At 59.6% G+C, this 13,673-nt stretch carries 12 protein-coding genes; 6 read left to right on the top strand and 6 right to left on the bottom strand.

What is annotated here, in order from left to right:
* Nucleotides 1-33 precede the first annotated feature (33 nt).
* Nucleotides 34-1,662: a J domain-containing protein gene (locus M5G26_RS12190; RefSeq protein ID WP_273915465.1), complete on the top strand. Its 1,629-nt coding sequence runs from the start codon at nt 34-36 to the stop codon at nt 1,660-1,662.
* Nucleotides 1,659-2,654 (top strand): DUF3829 domain-containing protein, encoded by a 996-nt coding sequence (locus tag M5G26_RS12185; protein WP_273915464.1) that lies wholly within the window; start codon nt 1,659-1,661, stop codon nt 2,652-2,654. Before M5G26_RS12190 ends, M5G26_RS12185 begins: the two co-directional genes overlap by 4 nt.
* A 50-nt stretch (nt 2,655-2,704) precedes the next feature.
* On the opposite strand, the gene M5G26_RS12180 is transcribed toward M5G26_RS12185, so the two are convergent.
* Nucleotides 2,705-3,379: a DUF3313 domain-containing protein gene (locus M5G26_RS12180; RefSeq protein WP_273915463.1), complete on the bottom strand. Its 675-nt coding sequence runs from the start codon at nt 3,377-3,379 to the stop codon at nt 2,705-2,707.
* A 212-nt stretch (nt 3,380-3,591) separates the two neighbouring features.
* On the opposite strand from M5G26_RS12180, the gene M5G26_RS12175 reads away from it, so the two are divergent.
* Nucleotides 3,592-5,952 carry a tetratricopeptide repeat protein gene (locus tag M5G26_RS12175; RefSeq protein WP_273915462.1) on the top strand — a complete coding sequence of 787 codons (2,361 nt, stop codon included), beginning with the start codon at nt 3,592-3,594 and terminating at the stop codon, nt 5,950-5,952.
* Between the two features lie 215 nt (nt 5,953-6,167).
* On the opposite strand, the gene M5G26_RS12170 is transcribed toward M5G26_RS12175, so the two are convergent.
* The 3 genes from M5G26_RS12170 to M5G26_RS12160 all read right to left on the bottom strand — a co-directional run bounded on the left by M5G26_RS12170 (nt 6,168) and on the right by M5G26_RS12160 (nt 9,512).
* Complete coding sequence (locus M5G26_RS12170; protein ID WP_273915461.1) at nt 6,168-7,142, bottom strand: hypothetical protein; 975 nt, start codon at nt 7,140-7,142, stop codon at nt 6,168-6,170.
* Nucleotides 7,143-7,362: 220 nt separating this feature from the next.
* Nucleotides 7,363-7,842 (bottom strand): DUF934 domain-containing protein, encoded by a 480-nt coding sequence (locus M5G26_RS12165; RefSeq protein ID WP_273915460.1) that lies wholly within the window; start codon nt 7,840-7,842, stop codon nt 7,363-7,365.
* Nucleotides 7,839-9,512 (bottom strand): nitrite/sulfite reductase, encoded by a 1,674-nt coding sequence (locus M5G26_RS12160; RefSeq protein WP_273915459.1) that lies wholly within the window; start codon nt 9,510-9,512, stop codon nt 7,839-7,841. Before M5G26_RS12160 ends, M5G26_RS12165 begins: the two co-directional genes overlap by 4 nt.
* Nucleotides 9,513-9,765: 253 nt before the next feature.
* Between M5G26_RS12160 and ccoN the strand changes: the two genes are divergently transcribed.
* Together ccoN and M5G26_RS12150 are read left to right on the top strand one after the other, a co-directional pair.
* Complete coding sequence (gene ccoN / locus M5G26_RS12155) at nt 9,766-11,193, top strand: cytochrome-c oxidase, cbb3-type subunit I (RefSeq protein ID WP_134177124.1); 1,428 nt, start codon at nt 9,766-9,768, stop codon at nt 11,191-11,193.
* 18 nt (nt 11,194-11,211) lie between these two features.
* Entirely contained in the window at nt 11,212-11,430 is a 219-nt protein-coding gene (locus M5G26_RS12150; RefSeq protein WP_273915458.1) for a cbb3-type cytochrome c oxidase subunit 3, read from the top strand.
* A gap of 303 nt (nt 11,431-11,733) precedes the next feature.
* On the opposite strand, the gene M5G26_RS12145 is transcribed toward M5G26_RS12150, so the two are convergent.
* On the bottom strand, nt 11,734-12,225 hold the full coding sequence (locus M5G26_RS12145; RefSeq protein WP_273915457.1) for a hypothetical protein: 492 nt from the start codon (nt 12,223-12,225) through the stop codon (nt 11,734-11,736).
* A 212-nt stretch (nt 12,226-12,437) separates the two neighbouring features.
* Here M5G26_RS12145 and M5G26_RS12140 point away from each other — a divergent pair, with 212 nt between their 5' ends.
* Nucleotides 12,438-13,130 (top strand): aspartate/glutamate racemase family protein, encoded by a 693-nt coding sequence (locus M5G26_RS12140; protein ID WP_273915456.1) that lies wholly within the window; start codon nt 12,438-12,440, stop codon nt 13,128-13,130.
* Nucleotide 13,131: 1 nt separating this feature from the next.
* Here the strand turns inward: M5G26_RS12140 and M5G26_RS12135 are convergent, their stop codons facing one another.
* Complete coding sequence (locus tag M5G26_RS12135) at nt 13,132-13,650, bottom strand: GNAT family N-acetyltransferase (RefSeq protein ID WP_273915455.1); 519 nt, start codon at nt 13,648-13,650, stop codon at nt 13,132-13,134.
* Nucleotides 13,651-13,673: the final 23 nt, after the last annotated feature.

Raw genomic sequence — 13,673 nt, 5'->3', positions numbered from 1 at the left:
CGCGTCGCAGGTTTTCATGGAGTTGTACACGCAATGAGTTGCTGGACCGTCCTTGGCCTTACGGCCGACGCCGATACGCGCAGTATCAAACGCCAATACGCTGCCCTGCTCAAACAGACCCGCCCGGACGAAGACGCCGAGGGCTTTCAGCGCCTGCGTGACGCCTATGAGCAAGCCCTGAATTACAAGGAATGGGCGCAGGCCAACGAAGACACAGAGAACCAAGACGACAGCTGGGACCTGAGCGGCCTGACCGTGGTCGAAGTCGATGCCTTGCAACAGGCGACGCGCTCGTTGCACGACACCAGCCTTGCGCAGTTGCAACAGCGCCATGCCCTCGCCGTTGAACAGGGTTGTGCGCATATCCTCGAAGAGACACTGCTGCAGCATTGCATCGAGAACCCGCAAACATCGGCGCCGATGGTCGATTGGGCGGTGCAGACCTATCACTGGTTCAGTGCCTGGCAACGCCTGGAACTGGACGAGGAATCCATCGAACATTTGCTCGATCAGCAGCGGGAACGCATTACTCGACCGCTGCGTGAAGCCCTTGATCGTGAGGACAGTGCGGCCTTTTTGCAGGCCTACGCACAGTCCGGCCAATGTCTGTGGCTCGACGCTGAAGTACACCGGCTGTGGTTCAACCTGTTCCTGAGTCGATTGCTGCTGGACAGCGAACACTGGTCTTCCGCAATTTTCGAACAGGTTTGCGCGGGCCAGGGCTGGCATTCCGGCCCGGCCAACCGTTGCCCGAAAGATGAATGGAAGCGGCTGACCGCTCGCTACGAGGCACCGCTGTTTATCGCGCAGCAACGTCAACTCGCCGAAGAGCCGCCCGCCACTGCCGAACACCGCGCCGCGCGCCTGTTGCTCGGCAGCGGCCCGTTCAGCCAGCGCCGCGCATTGGCCCGGCGCCTGCGTGAGAAAGATTGGGAGCATTGCCGACATTTGAGTTCGGCGCTGTACGCCAATCATCCGCAGGTCTGTGCAGAGTTGCCCGGTGGCACCGCGTTTTTCTGGCGCGACTGGGAACTGAAACGCGGTGAATGGCCGACCTACGTTGGCGTGGTGCTGGCTTGTCTGATCGGTGCGTTTACTCATTTTATCCCGCTGGGGCTGCGCGTCACCGGACTGATCAATATCGTCATGACCTCAACGATCGTGTTTGGCGTGATCGCTGCGGGCATCAACTGGCTGACTCACGAACTGGCGCACACCCATTGGCTGCTGGACGACCGCCTCAGCGCGCGGTTATGGCCTGGGTTCGCCAAGGACGCTGCACCGTTCGGCATACTGCGTGACCTGATTCCATGCGCATTGATGGTGGCCGGGCTCACTTGGTTTTTCGGCCCCATCGCTGGCGTCGTCTATGCCGCCACACTGGCCTGCGTGGGTTTGATCCGTCGCCGTCAGGTCAAGCCACACACGTCCTGGGAAAAGACCAACCTACCGGTGAAAATCGGCCTGACGCTACTCGGGGTTGTCGCCCTGGTGCTGGTGCTGGGCGTGTTCAAAGTGGCCGCCAGCCAAGGCACGGTCAATCGCAATCAGGGACTGCAACCCTGGGCGGAGCGTTTGTGTAGCCGGTTGCCGGCGAGTTCGTTCGACTGTGGCGTGCCCGCCACCCGTGAACAGTGGTATCCGGCGGAGGCACGACCATGACCTCAAGACTCATGTTTGTCAGCGGCGTAGTGGTCGTTCTGGTGGTGATGGGGCTGTCGAGCGCGACCCGGCCGTTCCTGAAGCTCGATCTGTGGCTTGATCAGCGCGAATCCCCCGTGACCGCGCAGGCCAACGCGTTGAGCCCGATCATCGCCTGCGTCAACCGTGTCGATGTGCACTGGCGCAACGCCTACGACAAATTCGAACGTCCGCGGCCAACAAGTGATGCATTCGGGCATTATCTTGCTGAGGCACGGGATTTCGACAACACGGATGCGTACACCGTACAGGACATCCAAAAGGATCTCTGCCTCAGTCATATCAACGAAAAACTCGAACTCTTGGCCTATCAGCCAGTGCTTTCACAAAAAGTCCGTGACTACGCGCAAGCACTGCAGGGGGCGGCGTTGATCTTTACGCCGGAGCGACTCGACAGAAGTGCGAATTTTTATGCCACGCCGCTCGCCCGGTTGTCACAGGGCTCGGGGCAAATCCAGGCCGCCAGCAATGCCTACATTAACGCATCGACAGCCTTGCGAGAGGAACTGCTGCCACTGGACGTGGCACAGCGCCCCGAGCAGCTCAAGCTGCTGGAAGCGCGCGTGGGTAAGGAGATCCACTGGTCGCTGCTGGCGTACATGATTCAGGCTCGGGAGACACTGGAGTTGCTAGAAAACGGGATGAAACACCGCACCCTGAGCCCGCAAGCCGTGGCCGATACCACCGCCGATCTGCAACAAGCATGGAATCGTCGCGAGCCTTTCATCGCTCTTCGCGCGGGTGGATTTCGAAACAAGGACGATGACGCGCGAGAGCTGTGGCGGCACATCAGTGAGCCAGCGCAAAACTATCTCGACGCGCTGAACACCTTGCACAAGGACTGGCAAAACCACGCCGAACCGCAACGTTTGAGCGACGATTACTACGCCGTCACCCGTGGCTACGACGCCCTGCTCAGCCAATACAACCGTCAGGCACGCGCCAACTTCTAAGGGTGTGGCACAGGCCGGACCGTCCTCGCGGACAATCCGGCCGGGCACACTTATTTGGCAGCCTTAAGCTTCAGATACGACTGACGCATGTCCGAAGCCCAGCCATCGATCACCGGTTTGACGTCATTCGCCGTCATCGCCTGCGAATCATTTTCCAGTGGCTTGCCGGTGCCTTTGCGCACTACTTGCGAGATAACCTTGTTGTTCGCGCCATCAAGGAACACCGCTTCGGTGGCCAGGGTGGTTTCCTGATCGCGGATACCGCTGGCCGTGCTTACAGCCGCGGCGACGAGGGCGATCGGAATCACCTCATAAGCGTGCAGGCCTTCGGTCTTGCTGCTCACGGCGGTGATCGCCGCACGCACCACGATCACGCCCGGGCCAGGACCGGCAGCCAACGGCAGGTCTTTGCCGATTTCACGCTTGAGTGCCTGATCGTAGTAGGAAGTGATGCCATTGAGGGTCTGTTGGGAGATCTTCGCGGTCGGTTGCGGTTTCGGATAGAGCTGAGTCGGCTCGATGTACACACTGGTGAATTTCTTGATGTCGACCTTCGGATCGATCCAGCGCATGACCTCGGCACCGGACGGCGATTTGGCCTCCTTGAGCTGGCTGTAGTCTTTGAGGAAGCCGGAGTACTCTTTCGGGTCGACGGTTTTGCTGGAACAACCCACCACCGCGAGAGTGGCAAAACACAGAGTGCCCATCATCACTGCTAGCTTCATGCTGTAACTCCTGTCAGAAGGCCAAAAACTTTGCCCGGGGGAACTACAGGTATAGCTAAAACCTCAGTAATTGCGATTGCAAAGCACAAAATTCACACAAAGCTGCGCGGCGGATCACAACCGTCATTTGACAGACGCCGAGCATCCGGCAAAGCTGCACCGAGCTTGAACGCACGCCAGACGGCAAATGCACCTGGACTACGGAAGTCGCAATGCCCAAGCATAAAAATAAAACAGCACAACCTGACCCTGATTCGCCTCGATCTGCAATTTCCAAGTACGTGTTCCCGATCACCATCGGTGTGCTGCTCGCCGCCGTCGCGGGCATCGGCTGGTTTCTGTTCAGCCCTGCTCCGACGCCGGTGAAACCTGCGCCGGTCAGCGCCCCCGTCGCCCCGGCTGCCAAGCCACAACCAGTTGTGGCGAGCAAACCGGCGACGATGGTCGATGAACAACAATGCCAGGGCTGCCACAGCGAACAGGTCAAGGACTGGCAAGGCTCGCATCACCAATTGGCGATGCAGCCGGCGAACGCTGAGACGATGCTCGGCGACTTCAACAACGTCGTCTTCAAAGGCGAAAACGAGACCACACGGTTCTCGCGCAAGGGCGATGGGTTCTGGGTCAACACGCCCGGTATCGACGGCAAGAACGCCGACTTCAAAGTCGCCTACACCTTCGGCATCGCGCCGTTGCAGCAATATCTGATCGAGGTCGGCGAAGGTCGTTTGCAGGCGCTCGGCGTGGCCTGGGATACCGAGAAAAACCGCTGGTTTCACCTCTACCCCGGCCAAGGCGTCAATTTCAAGAATCCGCTGCACTGGAGCAAGCCGAGCCAGAACGCCAACTTCATGTGCGTCGAGTGCCACACCACCGGCTTCAAGCGCAATTTTGATGCGGCCAGCAACACCTTCAACAGTCAGTGGAACAGCCTCGGTGTCGGTTGCCAGGCGTGTCACGGCCCGGCGTCGAATCACCTGGAGTGGACGCAGAAAAAAACCGACCTGATCCATCAGGGGTTTGACGTCGACCTCAAGGACAAGAACGCCACCGTCGAGATCGAAACCTGCGCCCGTTGCCACGCGCGGCGTGCGCCGTTGGGCGATGGCTACACCGTCGGCAAGCGCCTGATGGACGATTATCTGCCGAGCACCCTCACCCGCGAGTTGTATGCGCTGGACGGCAAGATCAAGGATGAGGTGTTCGAACACGGCTCGTTCCTGCAAAGCAAAATGTTCGACAAGGGTGTGCGTTGCAGCAACTGCCACAACCCGCACAGCAGCGAACTGAAAGCCCCGGGCAACGCGGTGTGCCTGCAATGCCACAATACTGCCGGCAAAACGTCAGTCGAAGGCGTTGATGGCAAGGGCTTGCAAGCGAAGAACTACGATTCCATAGAACACACCCGCCACACTCCGGGCCAGCCCGGTTCGCAGTGCGTCGATTGCCACATGCCCGGCAAGTTTTACATGGGCAACGACTTCCGCCATGACCACAGCTTCAGCATTCCCAACCCTGAGCGTGCGCAGAAACTCGGCACCCCGGATGCTTGCCTGACCTGTCATCAGGGCAAGGCTGGCGACAAGGTCACCGCGCAGTTCAAGTTATGGAGCGCCTCCACCGCGCCGCTGGCACCGCGTTATGACGAAAGCCTGTGGTTGATCCGCAACGGCCAGCCGGGCGCTGCGGATGCGCTGTACGAGCAGTTGCAGCGCAGCAATTTGCCAGCGATTCAACGGGCGACGTTGCTCGCGGAGTTGCCGCTGTACCCGAGCGAACAGGCCTTGAAGCTGGCCACGCAAGATCTGAAGAACCCGGCGCCGCAAGTGCGTGAAAGCGCTGCGCGAGTGATCAGTGCATTCCTGCCGCCGCCGGAGCGTGCGCCGTTATTGGCACCGCTGCTGGGTGATCCGGTGAAAGCCGTGCGCATTGTGGCTGCGCGGGATCTGTTGAGCGTTGCGCGCAACAACGGTCTTGGCGCTGCGCAAGCCAATTGGGATGCAGCGATTGCCGAGTACGAAGCGGTGCAGAAAAGCCTGCTGGAACGTGCCGAGGCCAATCTGAACCTGGCGATGTTGTATCAGGCCAGTGGCCGTGGTTCGGAAGTCGAAGGTCTGCTGCGCTCGGCACTCAAACGCGATCCGGATTTCTACCCGGCACTGGTGACGCTGGTGCAATGGCTGGAAGCCAATGGTCGTGGCCAGGAGGCGCAGACCCTGCTGGATAACAGCCTCAAGCAGCATCCGGACGCGGCGCTGTTGCAGCACACCCAGGGGCTGGCGCTGATCCGCGCGGGCAAGGCTGCTGAAGCCATGTCACCGCTGAAGAAAGCCGCGCAACTGGAGCCGCAGAACGCGCAGTACGGTTATGTGCTGGCGGTGGCGCTGCATGAAAGCGGCAAGGTCGATGAGGCGTGCGCGGTGCTGGAAGGTTTGCTCAAGGTGCAACCGGCGAACCGCAATGCGCGGTTATCGCTGATTCAGTGGTATCTCGACAGTGGGCAGGAGCCGAAGGCGCAGGTGTTGTTGCAGGGGTGGAAGAAGATGAATATGGGGGATCCGGCGCTTAAGTGATTGGCTGGAGATTGGCTTCCCTCACCCTAGCCCTCTCCCAGAGGGAGAGGGGACCGACCGAGTTGTCTGGCGAGTTACACCGACCTGAAAAACCGAGTCGACTATGGATTCAAGGCCGATCGTTCAGGTCGGTGTATCTCTCAAATATCCCACAGTCAGTCCCCTCTCCCTCTGGGAGAGGGTTAGGGTGAGGGGCTTTTCAAGGTTCAACCGATTTACCAGGATGAAGTCTCACCACTGCGCAAAGCCATCTCCCGCCGGCTGTTGATGTGCATCGCCTTGATCAACGACACCGTACCCACCAACAAAATCGCCGCGCCCAACAGGAAATCAATGTTGTACAGCTGAAAATCCTGCACCGGCCCAATCAGCAGCACCCGCACAATCGCCGCCCCCAACAGCGTGGCGAGGAAGTCGATCCCCGGTTCGTTACGGTAAAACACCAGCAGCAACGGCAGACACAGAACCAACAGCAGCAGCAACACCACAACCTTGAACGAGCCTTTGCGCTCGACACTGAACGCACATTCGTGTGGCCCGTAAGCCTTGTAATCCTCGTCGCGGATCATCGAGGTTTTCTCGTTGATGTAGTCGACGCGGTTGTATTTCTGGATCGGTGTGAAGGTATTGGACATCTCCATCAACGTGGTGATGTTCTTGAAGCGCAGATCAATGCGCTCGCTGCCCTTGAGGTAATAGAGCACCGGTTTATAGCCGTACCGGTAGGTGTCGAACGGGAATTCGGTGACCTGACCCTGTACGCCGATCGGGCGCGGTTCCAGTTCGGCGTAGGCACTTTTGTTGGTGGCGGACAGGTTGCGGCTCAGCGGCTGTACCTTGACCTGTTCAAGGAAGATCGGCGTGACGCCGAATGACCACTGCAACGGTTCCAGTCGCAAACGCAGTTCGTTGCGGCTGAGGTCGTAACGGTTGAAGGTGCGTTCTGAAACCACCAGGGAACCGCTGAGCATGAACTCGCCGCGCAGGTTGTTGGTGACGCGCAAGGTCAGTTGGTCCTTGCCCAGCAACGCCGCTTCCGTAGTCGGTGGCGTGCCGCACCACGCGGTGCTTTCGCCGACACCGCCGAGTTGGCCGTCGCGGTTTTCCTTGAATACATAAAAGTAACTGGCCCACAGCGTCAGCATCAAAAGCACCGCTGTGAGGCCGAGGATTTTTTTGCCCGGACTCACTGATCAGACTCCCTTCTTCGGTTCCATCGTCCAGCCGAAAACCCGCTGGCGACGGCGACTCTACCAAAAGGCCAGCATCGACCCAAGGGAAAATGCCCAACGAGTGAGGGTTGTAGGGGTTTCCCCGGTGGCAGAAGCAAGATCAAAAGATCGCAGCCTGCGGCAGCTCCTACAGTTGACCTCATGTAGGAGCTGCCGCAGGCTGCGATCTTTCAAACCATCAACGCCGACGGAAAAGCGGACGTGGTTCGATGACTGAGCGCCCATACAACACGCTCATGCCAGCCAACCCCTTCAGCGCATCCTCGGCGGATTTGTCCTCGCGCACCGCAAAACTGTCGAACCCGCACTGGCGCATATGGCTGAGCTGATCACGCAACACGTCGCCAATCGCGCGCAACTCCCCTGCCCAACCGAACCGGCTGCGCAGCAGATACGCCTGACTGTAAGCACGCCCGTCGCGAAAACTCGGGAAATCCAGTGCGATCAGCGGTAAAGAGGCCAACCACGGCACCAGGCTTTCAACCTCATCCTCCGGGCCAAGCCACACCGCATGAGTCGACGGTGATTCCAACCAGTGCGTCAGCGGCAACATCAGCAAACCTGCAGGCCTTGGCGTCGATGGCTCACGCACCAGCGTCCACGGATCGTCCGTCACCATTCGCGCGACACCCTGCTCCAGCCGCAACAGATTATTCATACCGCAGCCTCCAGCGTCTTCGGATAGACCCGTTCCTTGAACGGCTCCAGGCCGATCCGTGCCACGGTATCGACAAACAATTCCTCGTGCTCGCGATAGCGCACGAAGGTGCCAATGATCCGCTCGATCACCTGCGGCACCTCGGCGGCGCTGAACGACGGGCCGATGACTTTGCCCAACGCGCTGTTTTTGCCCTGGGCGCCGCCGAGGGTGATCTGATACCACTCGCTGCCGTTCTTATCGACGCCGAGGATGCCGATATTGCCGATGTGGTGGTGACCGCAGGCGTTCATGCAGCCGGAGATGTTCAAGCTGATATCGCCCAAATCATGCAGGTAATCGAGGTTATCGAAACGTGCCTGAATCGCTTGGGCGATCGGGATCGATTTGGCGTTGGCCAACGCACAGAAATCGCCACCGGGGCAGGCAATGATGTCGGTGAGCAGGCCGACGTTGGCGCTTCCCAGATCGTGTTTGCACGCCAGTTGCCACAACGCATAGAGGTCGGTTTTCGGCACATCAGGCAAGACGATGTTCTGCTCGTGGGCAATACGAATCTCGCCGAAACCGAAACGTTGCGACCAGTCAGCGACTGCGAGCATCTGCACAGCGGTGACATCTCCCGGCGGTGAGGCCATGCCCGGTTTGGTCGACAGCACCACGCTGGTGTAACCCGGCACCTTGTGCGGCTGCACGTTGCGCGCGACCCAACGGGCGAACGCCGGGCTTTCGGCCAGGCGCGTGCCGAAGTCCAGATCGGTGTCGGCCAGGGTGTGATAGACCGGCGGCACGAAGGCGCTGGCGACCCGTTGGTATTCGGCCTCGGTCAACTGCGCCGGGCCGTCCTTGAGGTGTTGCCATTCCTCTTCGACTTCCTTGGCGAACGCCTCGATGCCTAGCGCCTTGACCAGAATCTTGATCCGCGCCTTGTACTTGTTATCGCGCCGACCGTGACGGTTGTACACGCGCAGCACGGCTTCGACGTACGACAGCAAATGCTGCCACGGCAAGCCTTCGCGAATCTGCAAACCGAGAATCGGCGTGCGCCCCAGACCTCCGCCGACGATCACTCGCAGCAGCATCTGCCCGTCGCGACCGGGGTAAAGGTACAGACCGATGTCGTGCATCATGATCGCCGCGCGATCCTGCTTCGCCGAACAGATGGCGATCTTGAATTTGCGTGGCAAAAACAGGAATTCCGGGTTGATCGTCGACCACTGCCGCAGGATCTCGGCCAGCGGGCGCGGGTCGATCAACTCGTCCGCCGCCACCCCGGCGAAGGCCTCGGTGGTGATGTTGCGCACGCAGTTGCCGGAGGTCTGGATCGCATGCATGTTGACCTGCGCCAGACGCTCGAGGATGTCCGGCACCTCGGCGAGTTCGATCCAGTTGAACTGCATGTTCTGCCGCGTAGTGAAGTGGCCGTAACCGCGATCGTAATCACTGGCGATGCTCGCCAGCGTGCGCATCTGTTCGGCACTCAAGGTGCCGTAGGGAATCGCCACGCGCAGCATGTAGGCGTGCTTTTGCATGTACAAGCCGTTTTGCAGGCGCAGCGGCAGGAACTCTTCTTCGCTCAACTCCCCAGCCATGAAGCGCTCGACCTGATCGCGGAACTGCGCAACACGCTCGAACACTAGCGCCCGGTCGTAATCATCGTATTGATACATGCCTGCCACCTCATCAGTTATTCCCACAGTTTTCTTCAGAGCACTATGACGAAGCAGCGCAGCGCGTTACAGATTCACCTGAAGTCATAAAAACCATATCAGGGCGCGGCAGAACGCCGCAGTCAGCCCTTCAATCTGATCCGCACAAATCAAAGATTCCTGAGCCTGTTTTGTTTCTGGCGGGGTTTCTACAGTGCAGCTCATGCCAGACCGGGTGGCCTGGCAAGACTTTGCAACCGTGGATGAACTGACCATGAGCACAGCAACAATCGGACAGGCTTATAACTACAAGGTCGTCCGCCAATTCGTTATCGCGACGGTTTTCTGGGGTGTGGTGGGCATGGCGATGGGCGTGTTCATCGCCTCGCAACTGGTCTGGCCAGAGATGAATCTGGATCTGCCGTGGACCACCTTCGGCCGTCTAAGACCGCTGCACACCAGCCTGGTGATATTCGGTTTCGCCGGCAGCGCGCAATTCGCCGCCAGTTACTACGCAGTGCAGCGTACCTGCCAGGTGCGGCTGTATTCCGACACACTGGCGGCATTCACCTTCTGGGGCTGGCAATCGGTGATTGTGATCATGCTGATCACCCTGCCGCTGGGCTACACCACCACCAAGGAATACGCCGAAATCGAATTCTCCGGCGCGGTGTGGATGGCTGTCGTCTGGGTCGCCTACGCCATCGTGTTTTTCACCACCGTGGTACAGCGCAAGACCAAGCATATCTACGTCGGCAACTGGTTTTTCGGCGCGTTCATTCTGGTGATCGCCATGCTCCATGTGGTCAACCACCTGTCGATTCCGGTGGACTGGTTCAAGTCCTATCCGGTGTATTCCGGTGCTACCGACGCCATGGTGCAGTGGTGGTACGGGCACAACGCGGTGGGCTTCTTCCTCACCACCGGCTTCCTCGGCATGATGTATTACTTCGTGCCGAAACAGGTCAATCGGCCGGTGTATTCGTATCGTTTGTCGATCGTGCATTTCTGGGCGCTGATCACCTTGTACATCTGGGCCGGCCCGCACCATTTGCATTACACCGCACTGCCGGACTGGGCGCAGTCGCTGGGCATGGCCATGTCCCTGATCCTGCTCGCGCCGAGCTGGGGCGGGATGATCAACGGCATGATGACCTTGTCCGGTGCCTGGCATAAGTTGCGCACTGACCCGATCCTGCGCTTCCTCGTGCTGTCGCTGGCGTTCTACGGCATGTCGACGTTCGAAGGGCCGATGATGGCGATCAAGACCGTCAACGCCCTCTCCCACTACACCGACTGGACCATCGGCCACGTCCACGCCGGGGCGTTGGGCTGGGTGGCGATGATCACCTTCGGTGCGACTTATCACATGGTGCCCAAAGTGTTTGGCCGCGAGCAGATGTACAGCACGCCGCTGATCAACCTGCACTTCTGGCTGGCGACCATCGGCACGGTGTTGTACATCGCTTCGATGTGGGTCAACGGCATCACCCAGGGCCTGATGTGGCGGGCGATCAACGAGGACGGCACGCTGACTTACTCGTTTGTCGAGGCGCTGCAGGCCAGTCATCCCGGGTTCATCGTGCGCTTTGCCGGCGGGGTGTTCTTCCTCACCGGGATGTTGCTGATGGCCTATAACGTCTGGCGTACGGTGCGGGTTGCCGACGTCGCGCTGGCGCACCGCGAAGCGCAGATCGCCTGAGGCAGGGAGCCGCTCGTGATGGAAATTTTCTTTGATGTGTTGGGCGTGGTGTTTCTGTGGCTGGCGGTGGAGTACTGCTTGCGGCGGGAGACGGCGGACAGTCTGGATGAGGCGAGTATGGTGCCGTTTGCCGATGACCCGGAGGTGGCGCGACGGGTGGAGCTGGCCACGGGGAAAGCCGTGAAAGCAGTTGCGCCGGAGGTGGCGAAGCCGGGGTGGGTCAATCTCGATATGTGAGGGGTGTCAGTCGGGTTGCCCTCACCCTAGCCCTCTCCCGGAGGGAGAGGGAACTGACCGAGTTGTGCTTTCGAATTACACCGACCGAAAATTTCGAGTCGAACTCAGGTTTGAACAACACTCGGTCTGCTCCCTTTCCCCCTCGCCCACTGGCAGTGAGGGAACTGACCGAGTGGTTTGCTCGGGTTACGCCGACCTGAAATATCGAAAGTGAATGCAATCTTAAAAACAACGAAGATCTGCTCCCTTTCCCCCTCGCCCCCTTGGGGGAGAGGGCTGGGGTGAGGGGGTAAGCTCTTGATCTTAACTACGGTCGCGAGGAATCAGGCTCTGCAACTGCTGCGCCAGAAAGTTCGCATCAAACACAAACGTATCCGGATCCTTCAAACCATTGGTCTTGCGCCACTGCCACTCACCATTCGCCAATCCCACCAGCGAAATGCTGCCATAACGCGCCGCCGTCAGCCCCATCACCGCAAGCGAAATCTGCCCCGCGCTGCCCATCACATCCGGCACGAACTCCACCGGCTTGCCGGCAATCACAATGCTCAGTTTCTCAGTCTTGAAGGTCGAGGTTTCCACCGGTGTACTCGGCCCGAACGCGACATACGCCTCGCGACTCACCTCCAGCAGATTCGGCGCCTGCACCGGTTCCAGCCATTGCTGAATATCGCCGAACAGCGCAGTAATCCGCGTGGCCCAAGCGGCCGATTGCGTCTCGAACAGTTGCTTCTTGTGCGCTTCGCTCTCGGCGTAAATACGAAGCATCTCGCCCAGTTGTTGTACGTCGTCCATAGCGGTGTTCCTCGGAAAGGACCTGCAAAGGTTGATAGTGGCAGATACCAGCCCCGGCGTACGTTTAACCTGCAGCAGGTCCGATGAAGCACCATGACACTTGCGTGAAAGATCAGCGGTACAGTCACTTGCTGCTGGCATCGAAGCATGAAGAAAAGGAAACTCCGGGCAGACCTGAACGCTCGACACTGTCATTTGCCTGAGGACATCCAATGCGCACCATCGGCCTGATCGGCGGCATGAGCTGGGAATCCAGCGCCGAATACTATCGACTCATCAATCAGCAAGTCCGGGATCGTCTCGGCCCGTTGCGCTCCGCGCAGTTGCTGATGCACAGCGTCGATTTCGGCCCTGTCGAACAGGCCCAACACGCCGGGCGCTGGGACGATGCGGCGGCGATTCTGGTCGATGCTGCGCGCAGGCTCGAAGCCGGCGGCGCCGAATGCGTGGTGCTGTGTACCAACACCATGCACAAGGTTGCCGAGCAGATTCAGGCGGCGATCAGCATTCCGTTTTTGCACATTGCCGAACCGGCCGCACAGGCGGCTCTGAACATAGATGCACACACGGTCGGATTGCTCGGCACGGCATTTACCATGGAGCAGGATTTTCTCAAGCAACGCCTGGTCGCCAAGGGTTTGACCGTGTTAGTGCCGGACGAAACAGAGCGCAAGGATGTACACCGGATCATCTACGACGAACTCTGCGTCGGCGTGATCAGCGATCAGTCGCGGCAAATCTATCAGCGGGTGATCGAATCCCTCACCGCGCGCGGCGCTCAGGCAATTATCCTCGGCTGCACCGAAATCGGCATGTTGGTCAAACCCGAACACAGCGCCCTGCCCCTGCTCGACACCACCGAACTGCATGCGCAGTCGGCGGTGGCGTTTGCGCTGGGCGACTGAGTCAGGTTTTCGGGCGATTGCGCAGGCGCGCCATGCTCAGGGTGTCGACCCATTGCCCGTCGCGCACCGCGTAATCGCGAAACAGGCCTTCGGTCTCGAACCCGAATTTGCGGTAGAGCGCGATGGCGGCCTCGTTGTCGGCGTAAACCGAGAGTTCAACGCGGTGCAGGTTCATCCAGTTGTCGGCCACATCCAGCGCCGCCGCCAGCAACTTCGAACCGACGCCTTTGCCCTGCCACGCCACAGCGACTGCCATACCGACGCTGCCGGCATGACTGCGACGAATCCGCGAATAGTTTTCCAGCCCCAGATGGCCGATGACCTGACCCTGATGCAGCGCGACCAGCTTCAACACCCGCTCATTCTCCGCCAGCAGCCTTTGGCGCCAGACCTCGACGGACTGAAACGGCATCTGCAACACCTGCCGGGTGACGGCCCGCTCGTTGTAGAGCGCAGTGACAGCCTCGATGTGCGACTCGCTGAAACGTTCGATGTCAATGGCGGCGTTGTGGTCGGGCATGGCGGATCCTTCCTGGATCGATG

Source organism: Pseudomonas sp. TNT2022 ID642, from assembly GCF_028656995.1.
Classification (GTDB): domain Bacteria; phylum Pseudomonadota; class Gammaproteobacteria; order Pseudomonadales; family Pseudomonadaceae; genus Aquipseudomonas.
This window is presented reverse-complemented; position numbering and strand designations above follow the sequence as displayed.